This is a genomic window from Paenibacillus sp. FSL K6-1558, from assembly GCF_038002565.1.
In the GTDB taxonomy this organism is placed as follows: domain Bacteria; phylum Bacillota; class Bacilli; order Paenibacillales; family Paenibacillaceae; genus Paenibacillus; species Paenibacillus polysaccharolyticus.
On the sequence record NZ_JBBOCV010000001.1, the window covers coordinates 2301197 to 2318174 of the forward strand.

The following is a 16978-nucleotide window of genomic DNA, read 5'->3' on the forward strand; positions in this document are numbered from 1 at the left end:
GGAATGTTCTAATTCGCGTTTGTTTCGTTTCGATATCTAGTTTTCAAAGAACAAGCTCCATAACTAGCAAGCTGTTTGAGAGTTTGAGCTCTCAAAACTGAGCAACGAGTGAGTAACTAGCCGACCTGGCTAGATTTTAGTTTTGAATGTCTTCATTGCAGAAGACGATTCTCCATAGAAAGGAGGTGATCCAGCCGCACCTTCCGATACGGCTACCTTGTTACGACTTCACCCCAATCATCTATCCCACCTTCGGCGGCTGGCTCCTTGCGGTTACCCCACCGACTTCGGGTGTTATAAACTCTCGTGGTGTGACGGGCGGTGTGTACAAGACCCGGGAACGTATTCACCGCGGCATGCTGATCCGCGATTACTAGCAATTCCGACTTCATGCAGGCGAGTTGCAGCCTGCAATCCGAACTGAGACCGGCTTTGTTGGGATTGGCTCCATCTCGCGATTTCGCAGCCCGTTGTACCGGCCATTGTAGTACGTGTGTAGCCCAGGTCATAAGGGGCATGATGATTTGACGTCATCCCCACCTTCCTCCGGTTTGTCACCGGCAGTCTATCTAGAGTGCCCACCCGAAGTGCTGGCAACTAAATATAAGGGTTGCGCTCGTTGCGGGACTTAACCCAACATCTCACGACACGAGCTGACGACAACCATGCACCACCTGTCTCAACTTTCCCCGAAGGGCACCTAACGCATCTCTGCCTCGTTAGTTGGATGTCAAGACCTGGTAAGGTTCTTCGCGTTGCTTCGAATTAAACCACATACTCCACTGCTTGTGCGGGTCCCCGTCAATTCCTTTGAGTTTCAGTCTTGCGACCGTACTCCCCAGGCGGAGTGCTTAATGTGTTAACTTCGGCACCAAGGGTATCGAAACCCCTAACACCTAGCACTCATCGTTTACGGCGTGGACTACCAGGGTATCTAATCCTGTTTGCTCCCCACGCTTTCGCGCCTCAGCGTCAGTTACAGCCCAGAGAGTCGCCTTCGCCACTGGTGTTCCTCCACATCTCTACGCATTTCACCGCTACACGTGGAATTCCACTCTCCTCTTCTGCACTCAAGTCACACAGTTTCCAGTGCGATCCGGGGTTGAGCCCCGGGATTAAACACCAGACTTACATGACCGCCTGCGCGCGCTTTACGCCCAATAATTCCGGACAACGCTTGCCCCCTACGTATTACCGCGGCTGCTGGCACGTAGTTAGCCGGGGCTTTCTTCTCAGGTACCGTCACCTTGAGAGCAGTTACTCTCCCAAGCGTTCTTCCCTGGCAACAGAGCTTTACGATCCGAAAACCTTCATCACTCACGCGGCATTGCTCCGTCAGGCTTTCGCCCATTGCGGAAGATTCCCTACTGCTGCCTCCCGTAGGAGTCTGGGCCGTGTCTCAGTCCCAGTGTGGCCGATCACCCTCTCAGGTCGGCTACGCATCGTCGCCTTGGTGAGCCGTTACCTCACCAACTAGCTAATGCGCCGCAGGCCCATCCCCAAGTGACAGATTGCTCCGTCTTTCCAGTTCTCTTCAGGCGAAGAAAACAAGTATTCGGTATTAGCTACCGTTTCCGGTAGTTGTCCCAAGCTTGAGGGCAGGTTGCCTACGTGTTACTCACCCGTCCGCCGCTAAGCATCAGGAAAGCAAGCTTTCCATCAACTCCGCTCGACTTGCATGTATTAGGCATGCCGCCAGCGTTCGTCCTGAGCCAGGATCAAACTCTCCAATAAAGATGAAATTCGTCAGCGTCGTTAAACGCGGTGAAACTCATCGGGGTATTGAAAAGAGCGATAAGCTCATTTTGAATCTGATGAGATCAAAATCTCATTTGTGTTCCAGTTTCCATACAGCCAGATGGCATGTATCAAAAACCTTCACGACATTCTGCAAGCAGAATGTTTACTCACTCGTTGTTCAGTTTTCAAAGATCAAACTTCTTTTTTTCGTCACCATCGTGTTTCAGCGGCGACTTAAATAATGTAACACATGGCCAAAATTAATGCAAGAGTTTTTTAATTATAGTTTTATTTCTACATAGCCTTGCATGTACACTTCAATTCAAAGCTAGTTTCAACCTGAAATTAAAGCGCATACATATTGTAACATATTTTTGAACGGGCTTTCAAACGTTATCTGCAATATTTTGTTTTTTTTCGACATCTCCATCATTTCAAACACATCGTCTATTCTCGTTGTAACTGCTCAAGCGAAAAGGCCAGTTCTAATTTATTAAACTGACCTTTTCGCAACAACCATCATTCTATTTCAGATTACCCTTAATGTTGAATCCAGGGATTACGACGTTTCTTGGCTGGTTTTTGTGAATTCGTGGACGTCTTGTGTTCTCTAGTAGATTTTCCAGATACAGATACCTTTGATTTACTTTTCGCAGGTGTCTTACTTGTTCTTCGTTTTGCCGTTCCATTTTTAGACGGCGTTGATTTCGGTTTCGCGTCAGACTCCAGATCAACCTCTTCAAAAGCGGCCTGACTTAAGTTCGCATTGTCACGCCCTCCTTTTTTCCCACTGTTGGCATCATGGACTTGAGAAGGGTACATCTCTCCAAAAGCACCAAGCGGAGATGGCGGAACCATATTTTGAGCCGGATACGGATTTTGATAAGCATATTCCATCGGATGATTTGGCATAACAGATGTGGACATTTCAGGCGGCATACCATTCGGGTGACCATACATTCCCCAAGCTGGTTCCTGATAACCATACGCAGGATAAGTATATTGAGGAGCATGTGTATGCGATCCACATCCGCATGGAGGGTACGGAAGCATGGAGTACGGAGAAATAAATGGCGGTTGATTGTTCATCTGGTTCGTTGCAGCTGCAATACTTGGGAAAGGACTGTTTATTTGAGCTGCTGGCGAAATTGGAAATGCATTATTCGTCATCTCAGGAGATATATTTGGCATTACGTTATTATGATTAAAAGTCTGTTCTGCTCCCATCCATGGGCTATTTGGCATGCTACCCATATTATATGCACCAACATCCTGAACACCAGGGAAAGGAGAGTTGTTGGCCATCCCTGCCGTATACATGTTGTTTTGCTGAACAGCGTATACCTCTTGTGTAGGTACAGGCACCTGCATATAAGGATGTTCCATCGGAGCATGGAGCATTTTTTGACCACAGCCACACGGCGCCTTAACCGACGGCTCGACATTCACAGCCGGTTCGATGTTAGGCATCACAGGCAAAGGCATCACTTCAGGTGAAAGATTAGGCTTTTGAGGTTTTATTGCTTCGTTTATAGGTTGGACTTGAACTTCAGGCTTCATCTCTTCTTTTTTGTCTGGTTTCTTCTCAGGCTTCATTTCGGGCATTACAGGTAATTGAGGCAAAGCCTCCAATTCAGGCTTGATATTAGGCTTAGCCGGTGTAACAGGCACTGGTGCCGGAACAGGTACTGGCGTTTCAACTGCCTGCGGCGGAGGAGCTGGTACAACAGGTGCCGTTTCTTCTTTTACACCCGTATACTCTTTCCCTTCAGGTGATAACTTTTCTTGCGCGCCCATATTCCCCATTTGAGTATTTGCTGCCTGATTACCTTGTGCATGCATGGAAGGAATATAGACGGTTTCTCCAACCAGAAGAGCATTTGGATTCTTTAATTGCGGATTCGCATTGATCATGTCTTTCAACGGAACTCCCCAAGCTTGTGACAGCTTCCATAACGAATCGCCTTGTACTACCTTGTGACTGTGCAGCACGCCCTCTGGCTTTGGTGTTACCGGCTGTGCAGGAATTTTGACCTTCATGCCAATATCCAACTTGTCGGGATCTGCAATCTGCGGGTTGGCCGCAATCAATTTGTCCAGCGCGACATTGTATTTTTGGGACAGCAGATATAAGGTGTCGCCTTTTTTCACCATGTGTATTTTCACAGGGAACTAACCTCCTAGACGTCATACTTGGGCAGTACATTCGCCCATACCGTTACTACATCCTATGCAGCAACCGGGCTAATGACATCATCTGAACAAAAAAAATCCTCCCGCCTTCTAAAATCCCACATACACGAGGCATGTTACATTTTATCGGACAAGGAGAATTCCTGTTATTTATTCAATTCGACGCAGTGATTTATTCCCACACCTTGTAGCCGTCTTTGTCGACAATTTGGCGGAAAGCTTCAAGCAATTGCAATGTAACCGGACCCGCTACACCCGAACCAATCGTTCTTCCGTCTACTTCGCACGCCGCAATAACTTCCGCAGCCGTGCCTGTGAAAAACACTTCGTCTGCAATGTACACATCATGAAGCGTGAAAGGCACTTCTTTTAACTCAATACCTAACTCCCCGCACAGATCAATAATCGCTTGACGGGTGATGCCTTCGAGTGCTCCAAGGTAACAAGGCGGAGTATACACCACACCATTTTTGATAATGAAAATGTTATCGCTTGAGCCCTCGGTTACGTAGCCTTGCGAGTTTAGCATAATAGCCTCACCTGCACCCGAAAAGTTCGATTGCAATTTGACAAGGATGTTGTTCAGATAGTTGAGGGATTTAATTTTCGGATTCAACGCATCCGGGATGTTACGACGCTGGGATACGGAGACGGCCTTCAATCCAGTAAGATACGCTTCTTCCGGATAGATTGCTAGCTGTTCTACAATAATGATCACGGAAGCTTTAGGGCAACGCGTCGGGTCAAGGCCCAGGTTCCCTGGTCCGCGTGAAACGATCAGACGAATATAACCGTTACGCATATCATTGCGGCGTACCGTTTCAGCCATCACTTCAAGCATCTCATCGTAGGACAGCGGAATGTTCAAACTGATGGATTTTGCCGAATCATACAAGCGATCCAAGTGAGCCTTACATCTGAAAATATTTCCATTGTAAATCCGAATACCTTCGAAGATCCCATCTCCGTACAAGAATCCATGGTCATACACCGAAACTTTTGCATTTTCCTTGGTTACATACTGACCATCCAAATAGATCCATTGTTCTGCCATGACTAACTGCACCTCCATTAAATATGCATTTCCTATATTTCCGGAACATAATGAACCTGTCCATTTTACAACAAAAATAACGGAAAAACTCTCTTATTTCACATAGACGCCGAATGATCTCTTTGCATTCATTATCCAACCACTACCGGTTATTTCCGTGAAGGGTATGTATAACATGGATAACTACCAAGAACACGAACCTGACAATTCAAAGCCTCGATTTCGGCCATGGCTGCCGTGAGCAATACGGAATCGACCGTTTCAATCACATCAATGTAAAAATAGTAACTGCCCAAACGTTTCTTCGTTGGACGAGATTCAAGACGGGTCAGATTCAGCTTTCTCCATGCAAAAGCCGACAACACCTGATGGAGTGCACCCGGTGCATCCTCAGGCAATGTAACAAGCAAGCTTGTCTTCACATGATCCGGTTCACGCGGAATATCGACCGGTTCATGGCCAATTAGTACAAAACGGGTGTAGTTATTGTCATGATCCGTCACACGTTCAGCCATAATATCGAGACCATGCTTTTGCGCAGCCAGCTTCGTGCCGATTGCTACCCAGCCCTTACCTGGATTTTTTTTCACGATCTCCACCGCTTCAGCTGTGCTGTTCACGCCTTCAAGATCTGCATCAGGTGAATGTTGCCGAATAAAATTCTGACACTGCGGGATGGCCACAGGATGGGATAGAATCTTGGTAATTTTACCAAAATCATATGTGCCATCGTCCGTGACAAATTCATTCCCATGTCCGATAACATTCTGGATGGAGGGATACACCCACTCCGCCTGCATTGGGATATCCACTTCATTGACAAGCCAGTCCATATGCAGACTAACGGAGCCTTCAATTGTATTTTCAATCGGAATCACACTGTACTGCACACTCCCGCTATCAACCGCACGAAAAATGTCCGAAATGAGTTTGGAGTGCTGCAAATCGAGGGCTTCCCCATCGAAAAGAAAATCGATTGCTTCGTGTGAGACTGATCCTTCTGGTAAAACTGCAATTCGTTTCATGCGTTAACTTCCCCTTTGATCCTGTCCAAAAAAGGACGTTCATCTTGATCCGGCAGTATGAGGGCGCCGTCCAGGTCCGGGTCCAGCCATAAGGCAGAGGCCGCGATTCCCTCCTGCTTCATAATACCCAGCAAGTACTGTTCCAGTTCTTCCTTCCGGGTATCGTGACGATCTACCAGTGTAAGAACAGTTGGTCCAGCTCCGCTTAGCGCAGCACCCAGTGCACCATGTTCAGTAGCATGATCTAAAATCTCCGTCATGCCGGGTACCAACGAGGCACGATAAGGCTGGTGAATCCGGTCCGACATCGCCTTTTGGATCATATCGAGTCGCCCGCTGGCTAATGCAGCAACGAGCAATGAAGAACGACTCACATTGTGTACGACATCAGGCATGCCAAACTGCTTGGGAACGATATCCCTCGCTTTAGATGTGGACAACTGGAAGTCTGGCACGATAACCAAAGCCTGCAAATCCTGGTGAGGCTCAATGCGAAGATAGTCGACGCGTTGACCATCCCAAGCTGCTGTAATGATACCCCCATATAACGATGCACCAACGTTGTCTGGATGTTTCTCCAGTGCTGTAGCCATGTCTAGCAGCTTATCATTAGATAACGGACTGCCGATCAATGCATTGGCACCAACAAGCGCACCAACAATTGCTGATGCACTGCTTCCAAGGCCTCGAGTGAGGGGGATGTCGGAATACATCGAAAATTCAAGCTCAGGCACAGAGACTCCTGCCTCACCAAATACCATTTGTGCAACTTCATAAAGGAGATTTGATTTATCTACAGGCAGACCTGTCAGATGTTCTCCAAAAAGATGGAATGTTGTCTGTGTTGCCGGTTTGATCTCAAGCCAGGCATACAGAGACAAGGCCATACCCAGGGTATCAAACCCTGGACCCAGATTGGCTGTGCTTGCCGGGATTTTTACGGTTACTTTATCACGCAAGCTCATACAGACTGTTGTTCCAGTTGGGCAATAGCTGCCATAACTGCCTCTTCTGTATCTTCAACGACCAGCGGCTCCACAGCAGCCGTTTTAATTGCTACATTCGGATCTTTCAGGCCGTTACCTGTTAACACGCATACAACCGTTTCTCCGCCTTTGAAGTAGCCCTCACTATGCAATTTGTACACACCAGCCACGGATGCAGCAGAAGCCGGTTCAGCAAATACCCCTTCACGTGCCGCAATGGTGCGGTATGCCGCCAAAATTTCGTCATCCGTAACGTAGTTAATCTGACCATTTGACTCTTCAGCTGCAGCCACTGCTGTTTTCCAGCTGGCAGGGTTACCGATTCGAATCGCTGTAGCTACAGTTTCTGGCTCAAGAATGGGTTCTCCCTTAACAATTGCCATAGCTCCTTCTGCCTCAAACCCGACCATACGCGGCAATGTGTTCGATTTCCCTGCCTCTTTATACTCTTTAAATCCTTTCCAGTATGCTGAAATATTACCCGCATTACCAACCGGAATAGCCAGAACATCCGGTGCATCTCCCAATTGCTCAACCAATTCAAAAGCAGCTGTCTTCTGTCCTTCAATCCGGTATGGATTCACAGAGTTTACGAGTGTAATCGGGTGTTTAGCCGTAATTTCACGTACAATCTCAAGGGCACGGTCAAAGTTACCATTGATCGCGATGACTTTGGCACCATAGATCATCGCTTGAGCGAGTTTACCCAATGCAATATTGTTATTTGGAATCAATACGATACAATTCAACCCACCACGTGCGGCATAGGCTGCAGCAGCTGCGGATGTATTACCAGTAGATGCACACATAATCGTACGGCTGCCTTCTTCCATTGCTTTGGCAACAGCCATAACCATTCCGCGGTCCTTGAAAGAACCTGTAGGATTCAAGCCTTCATATTTGAAATACAGATTCAATCCGAGTTCCTTCGACAGATTCTCTGCATGAATCAGCGGCGTATTTCCTTCCTGAAGTGTAAGCTGTGGCGTATTTTCATTGACTGGAAGGTGTTCTTTGTAAGTTTGCAGTAATCCTTGATATCTCATTGTAGGTAAACTCCTTTAGGTTTAATGATCTAGATTCATGAAATGACGATTTGCTTGCAAAACAAAAATATAAACTAATTATATTTTAAAATGACTCAACAACTAACCTTCTACACGATAAACACTCTTAATGCGGCGAATCACGTTGAGTGATTCAAAATGCTTAAGCACCTTGTCCATGCTCGCCTTACTTGCATTATGTGTAACGATAATGATCTCAGCGTCTGGATTGTGCTCATTCGGCTGTTGCACAACGGAAGCGAGACTGACTTCATATTCGGCAAAAATCTGCGTAATCTGCGCCAGCACCCCTGCTTTGTCGTCCACGTGCAGTAATATAAAATTTTTCGAAAAAATTTGCTCATCACTCTGCAGTCTCTTCTGTTTATACGGCACGATTGCTTTTACTCCGTTTACACCAAGCTTGAGGTTTTTCGTTACGGCAACAATGTCAGCAACTACGGAAGTAGCTGTTGGCAATTCACCCGCCCCTGCTCCGTAAAACATCGTCTCGCCTACCGCCTCACCGTGTACATACACTGCATTGAACACACCGTTTACCGATGCGATTGGGTGGTTCTTTCTCACCATCGTTGGTTGCACACTAATCGTAATCTCATCATCGATGCGATCTGCGATGCCAAGTAACTTCAACTCATATCCCAGTCTTTTCGCATACGTTATATCTTCACGCGTGACGGAGGAGATCCCCTTAACGGTAACATCCTTCAATTCCACATTCGTCCGGAAACCGAGGGTACCCAAGATTGCCATTTTTCGAGCAGCATCGAGTCCTTCTACATCTGAGGTCGGGTCTGTTTCCGCGTACCCTAAAGCTTGAGCTTCCGCTAGCACCTCTTCATAGGATGCGCCTTCCTGACTCATTTTCGTCAAAATATAGTTCGTTGTGCCGTTCACAATCCCCATAATCCGCGTGATCCGGTCCGAAGAGAAACCTTCAATCAGCGTGCGGATGATCGGGATACCTCCAGCCACACTGGCCTCATAAAACACATCACATTGCTTTTCCTGCGCTTTAGCCAGAATCTCTGAACCATGCAATGCCATAAGATCCTTGTTCGCTGTTACAATATGTTTCCCACGTTCCAGTGCTTCAAGAATATATTCTTTCGTCTGATCGATGCCGCCCATCACTTCAACGATAATATCAATGTCCGGGTGACGAATGACATCCCAAGGGTTCTCTGTTAGCTTCGCCCGGTCAATAGGAATAACACGATCCTTCTCCGTGTTCTTCACCGCTATCTTCTCAATGATAATTGGCGACCCCACCTGGCTGCTCAGATCCTCCTGATTCCCTTCCACAATTCGGACAACGCCCGTTCCAACCGTGCCCAGGCCCAACAATCCGACTTTTACCGGTTTCACTAACGACCTACCCCCTATTGTCTAATCCTATATTCTCTAAGCCCGATTAACCTTGGCCTACGATCCGTGTACGCTTCACCCCAGGCATATCTTGCATTCGATCCAGCATTTCTCCAATCTCTCCATGCAGATGCGTCGTTTCCACGGAAATGACAACATTGGCTCTGCCCTGAAGTGGAATACTCTGATTAATCGTAAGCACGTTGGCTCCATAACCTGCAAAATGTCCAAGCACACGAGACAGAATACCAGACTGATGCTCCAGGTCAATCGAGATCGTTACGATTCGCTCACGCTCCAGCTGATTGATCAGATGGATTCCATCTTTGTACTTGTAAAAGGCACTTCGGCTTAATCCAACCTGCTCGACGGCCTCATGCACTGTTTTAACATCACCGGAAGCAAGCAACTCTTTCACCTGCATCGTTTTTACCACAGCTTCAGGCAAAATATCTTCCCGTACTAAGTAATAGCGTTCATTCACAGAACGTCCTCTCCTCAAAGACTCATGTATTCATATAGTGGACATTATATAGGATGAATCACAAAAGGGCAATACGTGACATGTCTATTTTTCAAAAACTGTTTCTCACATTATACAGACTTCTCTCTCTCATGTCAGAAAACAAACAAAAAAAACGCAGCCTCACGGTAACTTCCCGCTTCACTGCGTTTCTCATTTTTATTAAGCAATCGTCAGCCGATGATGTTCACAATTTTTTTTGGCCTAGCGGCTTAGTAGTAACTGCTGCTTTCCACAAATTCAAACTCGAAATCTCCAATACGCACAATCGTACCTTCCACGGCACCGCGTTTACGAAGCTCATCATCCACACCCATGTGACGAAGTGTACGAGCCAACTTCAGAATAGCCTCGTGTGAATTCAACTGCATCCGTTTCATCATGCGATCAATCTTGACACTCTCCACAATGAATGTATCGTTCTCACGCACAATACGGAAACCTTCGTCCTCTTTTTTCTCCAAACTGTATACTTTACGCTCGGAAAGATCGGCTACTTCTTCTACCTCAGGCTCATCCGGAATCTGATCCAGCAGATCAGCCGCTCGGTACAACAGTTCCTGAATACCTTGACGAGTCAGCGACGAAATAGGCATGATTTCAATATCTGGCTTCACTTCACGAACCTGTTGCAAAAATTGCTCCAGATTAGCTTCGGAATCCGGCATATCCATTTTGTTCGCAGCTACAACCTGCGGTCTCTCGGCAAGCACCGGATTGTATAGTCGCAGCTCATCATTAATTTTCTGCCAGTCTTCGAAAGGATCACGCCCTTCAGAACCCGACATATCCACAACATGAATAATAACTCGTGTCCGCTCAACATGTCGCAGGAACTCATGTCCCAGTCCGACACCCTCATGTGCCCCTTCAATCAGACCCGGCAAATCGGCCATAACAAAACCGCGGCCCTCACCCACATCAACGACACCCAAGTTAGGGGTAATGGTTGTGAAGTGGTATGCCCCAATCTTCGGCTTAGCAGCAGATACAACGGACAGTAACGTAGATTTACCCACACTCGGGAACCCGACTAGTCCCACATCCGCCATGACTTTAAGCTCAAGCACGATATAACGCTCTTCGCCTTCCTCACCGTTCTCGGCAAGTTCAGGTGCCGGGTTTCTTGGCGTTGCAAAGCGGATGTTACCACGCCCGCCGCGGCCACCTTTGGCTACAACCACCTGCTGACCATGACGCGTTAGATCAGCTAACACTTCGCCACTGTCTTCATCCACGATCGTCGTGCCCGGCGGGATACGCACAATCATGTTCTCTGCATTCGCACCATGCTGGCTTTTGTTACGTCCCTTCTCACCACGTGGGGCTTTGAAGTGACGCTGATAACGAAAGTCCATCAATGTCCGCAGACCTTCATCTACCCGGAAAATAATATCGGCTCCCCGGCCGCCATCGCCGCCGGCAGGGCCACCCTCCGGTACATATTTCTCACGACGGAAAGAGACGATACCGTCTCCTCCATCTCCTGCTTTTACATAAATCTTCGCTTTATCAACAAACATTGGTTACCCCTTCTTCCTATATTCCACAAGGCATTCTGAATTGTACAAACGTATCCCCAGACGGAAGCTGCTCCGTTCTGACTTTTTTACCTTTGAGTACAGCTGTTAATTGCCGCAGCGTTTCTGGATCCGGGGTTTGATCTCCGTCCAACCGGACGACGACATCTCCGTGATCCTGTCCGAAGTTCAAGGTCAGTTTGCGTACCTCTCCCCAAGACGACCGGCCACCGCCATACTGATAGGCCCGAATTGCATCCGCAATCGCCCCCGTAAGCGACTCGCCATCCTCGGGAGAGACCAGAGCACTGAGCTGCAGCTCTTCTTCTACTTCCACATGCAATTCCAGTGCAGCTCCACTGGCCCGAAAAGATTGCAAATAAAAGACGAGAGAAGGTATACCTAATTTAGATATACGGCTTTCTTCCGTTACCCGCTCTTTTATTCTTTCCACACATTGCAGGGATTTATCAAGTTTGCCCAGCCTAAGATATCCATATAACACTTGGAGATCGTTCATCCAGTCATGCCGATGATGATTTAATGAAGCTATTGCTGTTTTTTCCATGGATTGAATGATGATTCTGCGTTCCGCCTCCGCCTGCTTTTTCATCGCATATCCTGATACTAACATCACTGCGACGGACCAAAATGCGCACACAACGCTCGCAAAAGACGCTGGATACAACATAACGAAAACCAAAGGAATCACAAGTGAACATGCCGCAATCCACGGCACTCTTTTCCAGGATTTCATGGCTTCTCCCCGTTCTACCAAACTAGGTTGGTTTCAACCCACCGTAACCAAGTATAACATGTCTTTTCTGCCAGTTCATTATCGAATAGTCGCAGAATGCAAAAAACCTCCGGCAAAAATGCCGAAGGCTCCTTAGGCGGAATGCCGATATTAAGCTTCTACTGCAGCTGCTACTGGAGCAACGTTTACAGGGTAGATGCTTACTTTTTTGCGATCGCGACCCCAACGTTCGAATTTAACAACGCCGTCGATTTTCGCGAACAAAGTGTCATCTTTACCGATACCTACGTTTGTTCCTGGGTGAATTTTCGTTCCGCGTTGGCGAACGAGAATGCTACCACCAGTTACAGTTTGGCCATCTGCACGTTTAACACCCAGACGTTGTGCATTACTGTCACGTCCGTTCTTCGTGGAACCTACACCTTTTTTCGATGCGAACAACTGAAGATTTAATTTCAACATGATTGGTTTTCCTCCTTCTTTGCTTATTGGTGTTGCTGTATTTGAATATACTTCCCGTATGACTCTGCAATATTAGAGAGCATAACTACCATGGATTCGAGCAACAACTGTACCTGAGAAAAAGTTTCCCCTTTTGCCAGCACCGGTAAAGAACCGCTTAAAAAACCATTCTTCATCTTGGCATCCATCTCGATACCAGTTAATGCTTCAATCGAGTTCACTGTACCTACTGTAACAGCAGATACCCCGGCACATACGATATCTTCTCCACGCTTGGCAAAATTGGCATGCCCTTCGATAGAAAAGCGTTCGATGTTCCCGTCCTCATCACGAAAGATTTGAACGATAATCACTTATCGCACCTTCTTACGCTTTGATTTTTTCGATAGTTACTTTAGTGTACGGTTGACGGTGACCTTGCTTCACATGGTAGTTCTTTTTCGGTTTGTATTTGTATACAACAACCTTTTGACCTTTGCCATGTTTCTCAACCTTAGCCGTTACAGTAGCTCCGGAAACCAATGGTGTACCTGCTGTCAAACCTTGATCGTTAGATACAGCCAGGACACGGTCGAACGTTACGCTTTCGCCGTCGTTCGCATTCAATTTCTCGATGAACAGAACATCGCCCTCTTGGACTTTGTACTGTTTGCCGCCTGTTTCAATAATTGCGTACATTTGCCTTGCACCTCCTCATGTCTCAGACTCGCCCGTTCTCAGGTGACAGTACCTTGCGGAACTGTTCTTAAACCTGGTCAGTGCGGTTACAGCATGTGCAAGACCAATAGGCTTAAACACATACTTGATGATTATATCACGCAGTATATTAAAAATCAATGCAAAGGTGAAATATATCTTTTCCCCGTGCCATGACAGGAAGAACAAGCTTCCACGTAGGGCAAGGTACTTTCTTCTCTTACTTTTTTGCGAGTCAGTTCAAGCAACCCGAGTTTCGTCCATCCCATTACAAAAGCTTTGGTCCGATCCTTACGTAGCTCCTGCTCCAGCACAGACGCTACATCATGCCGATTCGATGCCTCTTCCATATCGATGAAGTCAACGATAATCATGCCGCCAATGTCCCGTAGTCGCATTAACCGAGCAATCTCCACTGCAGCCTGCATGTTGGTTTCGGTTACCGTCTCTTCCAGACTATCTCCACCTGCTCCGGTATACTTGCCTGTATTCACATCAATCACGGTCAGCGCTTCGGTATGATCAATAACGATATACCCACCTCCGGGTAGCCAAACTTTGCGGGCAAAATCTTTGTTCAGCTGTTCCTGTACACCGTAAGCATCAAAGATAGATTCCGTTCCGGAATACACCTGAACTCGAGGCTCATGCCCTGGACAGATCTCTTCAAGCAACGTCCGTATTACGCGAGCCTGTCCTTCACTATCCGTGATCACCTCGTCACTACCAGGAGTATACACATCTCTAATCACTCGCTGAATCATGCTTTGGTCTTGGTGCAACAAGCTTGGAGAAGGCAAACTGTCTGCTTTTTCTCGAATCAGAAGCCACTGAGCTCGTAATGCCTCCAAATCAGTCTGAATCGCCTCATTCGCTTCTTCCGCAGATACGGTACGAATAATCAGCCCTTCTTCGTCCCGAAGCAACCGCTCTCCCATCCCTTTGAGGCGGGAACGATCCCCCTCCCGGGCAATCTTTTTGGAAACAGCCACATAACCCGCTACAGGCATGTAGACAAGCCAGCGGCCCGGAAGTGAATAATGAGTCGTCACCCGGGCTCCTTTGCTTCCTACCGGTTCCTTCAGAACCTGTACAATTAATTCCTGACCCGGACGCAGCAACTCCGAGATGGAAGGTTTTATTTTAGGTTGCTTCTCCAGATGGGGGTGGAGCACATCATCCACATACAGAAACGCATTCTTTCTCTGACCAATATCCACAAAGGCAGCCTGCATACCCGGTAACACATTCACTACCCGTCCCTTGAAAAAGGAACCTAGCAACCCGCGCTCGCGTGTACGCTCTGCCGTGAACTCCACAGCTTTGCCTTCTTCCAGAAGCGCCATTTGCATGAGGTTATGTTCATTATGTACAATCATTTGTTTCATGGCTTCACCTCTAGAAGACCCTTCAATTTATCCACATCCATTTCATATTATAGGCAATAACGATCATAAATGTATTACCCCGTTTGAGAGCAGGTTCATCAGTAGGCTTCACAATTTGTCGGTATTTTGTTGAAAGTACGAGCCAATCACTCTCTGTTCAGGCAAAACCGCCAGGATACGTCCCTGCTTATTCATCACGTATACCATATGGTACTGTTCCCTTTTTAATAGACGCAAAATAGTGTCCAAAGGTTTCGCTGGGAACGAGATTATCGGTTGGGCCAAGCCACCTGTAGTTGCATACCGGACAAAAACAGCTTCCCGGTTCATCAGAAAACGGATAAAACGATAAGGCACGTTCCGATAATCGGTAAAATTGGAGTAAAACAAAAAAAGGCCTATTAATAAAAGGTTCAACGGTAGCCCGTAATCGCCGGAAAGCCACCGGCTAATCGCAACCAAAATAACCCCTGCGCTACACAGGATACTGATGCGATAAGTCCACATGAGTGTAGTATAGTAAGGAGCCCACAGGCTGACAATCGCCTGAACGATCTTTCCCCCGTCCAAAGGCAGTACTGGCAACAGATTAAACAAAGCAATGAGCAGGTTGGCTTGGATGATATAATCCAGAAACAGTGGGTCCCCCAACTGAAATCGGCTTAGAAGCAGTACTATGCCAACCATCAGAATGTTCTGCAACGGTCCAGCCAAGGCAATGACAATCTCGCGGTAAGCCGTCAGTTTGCCTCCATCTTCAATAACAGCCACTCCCCCAAAGGGAAGCATCTGTATAGACAATACACGGCAGCCCAGAAGGGCCGCCGCGGCAGCATGTCCGCATTCATGAATAAATACGATGGCAAACAGCGTGATCAGTTCGATAAAATGTCCAGTTAGCAGGGAGGTCATCATGATGATGACAAAAAACGGATGAAGCGAGATTCGCACTCCCCACACCCTAATCAAGGGCAACGACTTCCGCAGGGTCTACGTACTCTTCTCCTTCTTTTATCGCAAAATAAAGCGTAGCAGGCTGATCCGTGCTTCCACCCTTTAAGCGTCCCACCACATTCCCCGCTTCGACCCAATCATTCACCTGAACGTCACTCTCGTTCATCCGGCCGTATATGGCGGTCACCTTACCAGCGTGCTGGATAACGACGGTATACCCGCTGGTTGCATCCCCCAGAACCTCAAGCACACGCCCGGCACCTGAGCTGACGACTTGCACGAGCCCTCCTGTAGTAGCGGCATCTGGAACAATCTCAATTCCCTTCATACTTAAAGCAAATGGCTGAACGACCGTACCTGAAATTGGTTTACCGAGAAGCTGCCGGATTCCTGAGCCGTTTACTACATCAGTGGTATGTCCAAGTACCGGCAGGAAAGAAGGTGTCCCACCGAAATTCCGTTCATACCATGCCGTAGCCGCAGCAAAATCCATGTCGTTATGAAGTACTTCAGCAATAACGGTTTTAGGTGCTATCGTCCATGATGCATTTAATTGAAACAGTCCCCACACGCCTGCAAATAGTACTGCACTGACTACCGTACGCCGTAGGAACGATCGAATCAAATTAAAACCAGAACGCCCTGTAGGGCCGAAATGTCCATTTTCCTTCTTCCACAACCATTCCGGGTCTCTTTCCGCTGGTTCCTCTACAAAAACAAACGGCTTCTGCCGGTTCGTTTCATCATACTCGCTATTTCTACCTTGATCTTTACTTCCGTCTATGCTTATGTCTGCGTTTCTCTCTCTTTCACTGCCCTGATCGCTTTCTCTTCCACGATCCCATCGAAAAACCGGCTTTTGTTCTTGCAACACTTCATGCACTGCCCCATCCATAAGCCGCCGTATCCGCTCTTCTCGTCTCTGTTTGATTCTCCGTTTTGTATTCATGCCATGTCCTCCCGCCGAGGCTTGTTTACTACATCCTATGAATCAACAGCAAAGAATATGAACAAGCCTCCATACTAACTGAACCGAAAATAAGCTTTAGCTTTAAATTACGAATGTTGTGTGTGGGAGTGTCACTACGGCAGTTTACCAAATAGCTGACCACGTAATTACACGTAATAAAGCAAAGCAATGCCTGTGAGCAGTGAGTAAACGAGGCATACACAAAAAAAACAGCCGGACACGCTGCCCCGGCTGTTACTTGAAGTTCAATTTAACGAAATTTATTTCACGCTCTA

The 16978-nt window shown here is 47.2% G+C and carries 15 protein-coding genes, 1 rRNA gene and 1 other annotated feature; all 16 genes read right to left on the reverse strand.

What is annotated here, in order from left to right:
• Nucleotides 1-178: 178 nt before the first annotated feature.
• Nucleotides 179-1734 (reverse strand): 16S ribosomal RNA (locus MHI38_RS09875).
• Nucleotides 1735-2280: 546 nt separating this feature from the next.
• Nucleotides 2281-3906 (reverse strand): LysM peptidoglycan-binding domain-containing protein, encoded by a 1626-nt coding sequence (locus tag MHI38_RS09880; RefSeq protein ID WP_154890956.1) that lies wholly within the window; start codon nucleotides 3904-3906, stop codon nucleotides 2281-2283.
• Between the two features lie 199 nt (nucleotides 3907-4105).
• Complete coding sequence (ilvE, locus tag MHI38_RS09885; RefSeq protein WP_090919067.1) at nucleotides 4106-4987, reverse strand: branched-chain-amino-acid transaminase; 882 nt, start codon at nucleotides 4985-4987, stop codon at nucleotides 4106-4108.
• Between the two features lie 149 nt (nucleotides 4988-5136).
• Nucleotides 5137-6012: a prephenate dehydratase gene (gene pheA, locus MHI38_RS09890; protein WP_154890957.1), complete on the reverse strand. Its 876-nt coding sequence runs from the start codon at nucleotides 6010-6012 to the stop codon at nucleotides 5137-5139.
• Nucleotides 6009-6977, reverse strand: coding sequence for a homoserine kinase (gene thrB, locus MHI38_RS09895; RefSeq protein ID WP_154890958.1), 969 nt, complete (start codon nucleotides 6975-6977; stop codon nucleotides 6009-6011). Before thrB ends, pheA begins: the two co-directional genes overlap by 4 nt.
• Nucleotides 6974-8044 (reverse strand): threonine synthase, encoded by a 1071-nt coding sequence (gene thrC / locus MHI38_RS09900; protein ID WP_090919073.1) that lies wholly within the window; start codon nucleotides 8042-8044, stop codon nucleotides 6974-6976. Before thrC ends, thrB begins: the two co-directional genes overlap by 4 nt.
• A gap of 102 nt (nucleotides 8045-8146) precedes the next feature.
• Nucleotides 8147-9433, reverse strand: coding sequence for a homoserine dehydrogenase (locus MHI38_RS09905; RefSeq protein WP_154890960.1), 1287 nt, complete (start codon nucleotides 9431-9433; stop codon nucleotides 8147-8149).
• Nucleotides 9434-9479: 46 nt separating this feature from the next.
• Nucleotides 9480-9917 (reverse strand): ACT domain-containing protein, encoded by a 438-nt coding sequence (locus MHI38_RS09910; RefSeq protein WP_110898886.1) that lies wholly within the window; start codon nucleotides 9915-9917, stop codon nucleotides 9480-9482.
• 251 nt (nucleotides 9918-10168) lie between these two features.
• Nucleotides 10169-11479 carry a GTPase ObgE gene (obgE, locus tag MHI38_RS09915; protein ID WP_154890961.1) on the reverse strand — a complete coding sequence of 437 codons (1311 nt, stop codon included), beginning with the start codon at nucleotides 11477-11479 and terminating at the stop codon, nucleotides 10169-10171.
• Nucleotides 11480-11495: 16 nt separating this feature from the next.
• Nucleotides 11496-12233, reverse strand: coding sequence for a Spo0B domain-containing protein (locus MHI38_RS09920; protein ID WP_154890962.1), 738 nt, complete (start codon nucleotides 12231-12233; stop codon nucleotides 11496-11498).
• Nucleotides 12234-12383: 150 nt separating this feature from the next.
• On the reverse strand, nucleotides 12384-12695 hold the full coding sequence (rpmA, locus tag MHI38_RS09925; protein WP_017692622.1) for a 50S ribosomal protein L27: 312 nt from the start codon (nucleotides 12693-12695) through the stop codon (nucleotides 12384-12386).
• 23 nt (nucleotides 12696-12718) lie between these two features.
• Nucleotides 12719-13048: a ribosomal-processing cysteine protease Prp gene (locus tag MHI38_RS09930; protein ID WP_090919083.1), complete on the reverse strand. Its 330-nt coding sequence runs from the start codon at nucleotides 13046-13048 to the stop codon at nucleotides 12719-12721.
• 13 nt (nucleotides 13049-13061) lie between these two features.
• A complete protein-coding gene (gene rplU, locus MHI38_RS09935; RefSeq protein ID WP_090919085.1) occupies nucleotides 13062-13373 on the reverse strand; it encodes a 50S ribosomal protein L21 in 312 nt (103 codons plus the stop codon).
• A 14-nt stretch (nucleotides 13374-13387) separates the two neighbouring features.
• Nucleotides 13388-13471: a sequence feature (ribosomal protein L21 leader region), on the reverse strand.
• A gap of 57 nt (nucleotides 13472-13528) precedes the next feature.
• Entirely contained in the window at nucleotides 13529-14779 is a 1251-nt protein-coding gene (locus tag MHI38_RS09940) for an Rne/Rng family ribonuclease (RefSeq protein WP_090919087.1), read from the reverse strand.
• Between the two features lie 108 nt (nucleotides 14780-14887).
• Complete coding sequence (locus tag MHI38_RS09945) at nucleotides 14888-15748, reverse strand: M50 family metallopeptidase (protein WP_154890963.1); 861 nt, start codon at nucleotides 15746-15748, stop codon at nucleotides 14888-14890.
• Nucleotides 15741-16682, reverse strand: coding sequence for a M23 family metallopeptidase (locus MHI38_RS09950; RefSeq protein ID WP_154890964.1), 942 nt, complete (start codon nucleotides 16680-16682; stop codon nucleotides 15741-15743). Before MHI38_RS09950 ends, MHI38_RS09945 begins: the two co-directional genes overlap by 8 nt.
• Nucleotides 16683-16978 lie beyond the last annotated feature (296 nt).

Bases quoted from the DNA above. Each gene is read 5' to 3' on its own strand.
- ilvE (WP_090919067.1), bottom strand. From the start codon at position 4,987: ATGGCAGAACAATGGATCTATTTGGATGGTCAGTATGTAACCAAGGAA.
- MHI38_RS09950 (WP_154890964.1), bottom strand. From the start codon at position 16,682: ATGAATACAAAACGGAGAATCAAACAGAGACGAGAAGAGCGGATACGG.
- obgE (WP_154890961.1), bottom strand. From the start codon at position 11,479: ATGTTTGTTGATAAAGCGAAGATTTATGTAAAAGCAGGAGATGGAGGA.
- rplU (WP_090919085.1), bottom strand. From the start codon at position 13,373: ATGTACGCAATTATTGAAACAGGCGGCAAACAGTACAAAGTCCAAGAG.
- thrC (WP_090919073.1), bottom strand. From the start codon at position 8,044: ATGAGATATCAAGGATTACTGCAAACTTACAAAGAACACCTTCCAGTC.
- MHI38_RS09920 (WP_154890962.1), bottom strand. From the start codon at position 12,233: ATGAAATCCTGGAAAAGAGTGCCGTGGATTGCGGCATGTTCACTTGTG.
- thrB (WP_154890958.1), bottom strand. From the start codon at position 6,977: ATGAGCTTGCGTGATAAAGTAACCGTAAAAATCCCGGCAAGCACAGCC.
- MHI38_RS09940 (WP_090919087.1), bottom strand. From the start codon at position 14,779: ATGAAACAAATGATTGTACATAATGAACATAACCTCATGCAAATGGCG.
- rpmA (WP_017692622.1), bottom strand. From the start codon at position 12,695: ATGTTGAAATTAAATCTTCAGTTGTTCGCATCGAAAAAAGGTGTAGGT.
- pheA (WP_154890957.1), bottom strand. From the start codon at position 6,012: ATGAAACGAATTGCAGTTTTACCAGAAGGATCAGTCTCACACGAAGCA.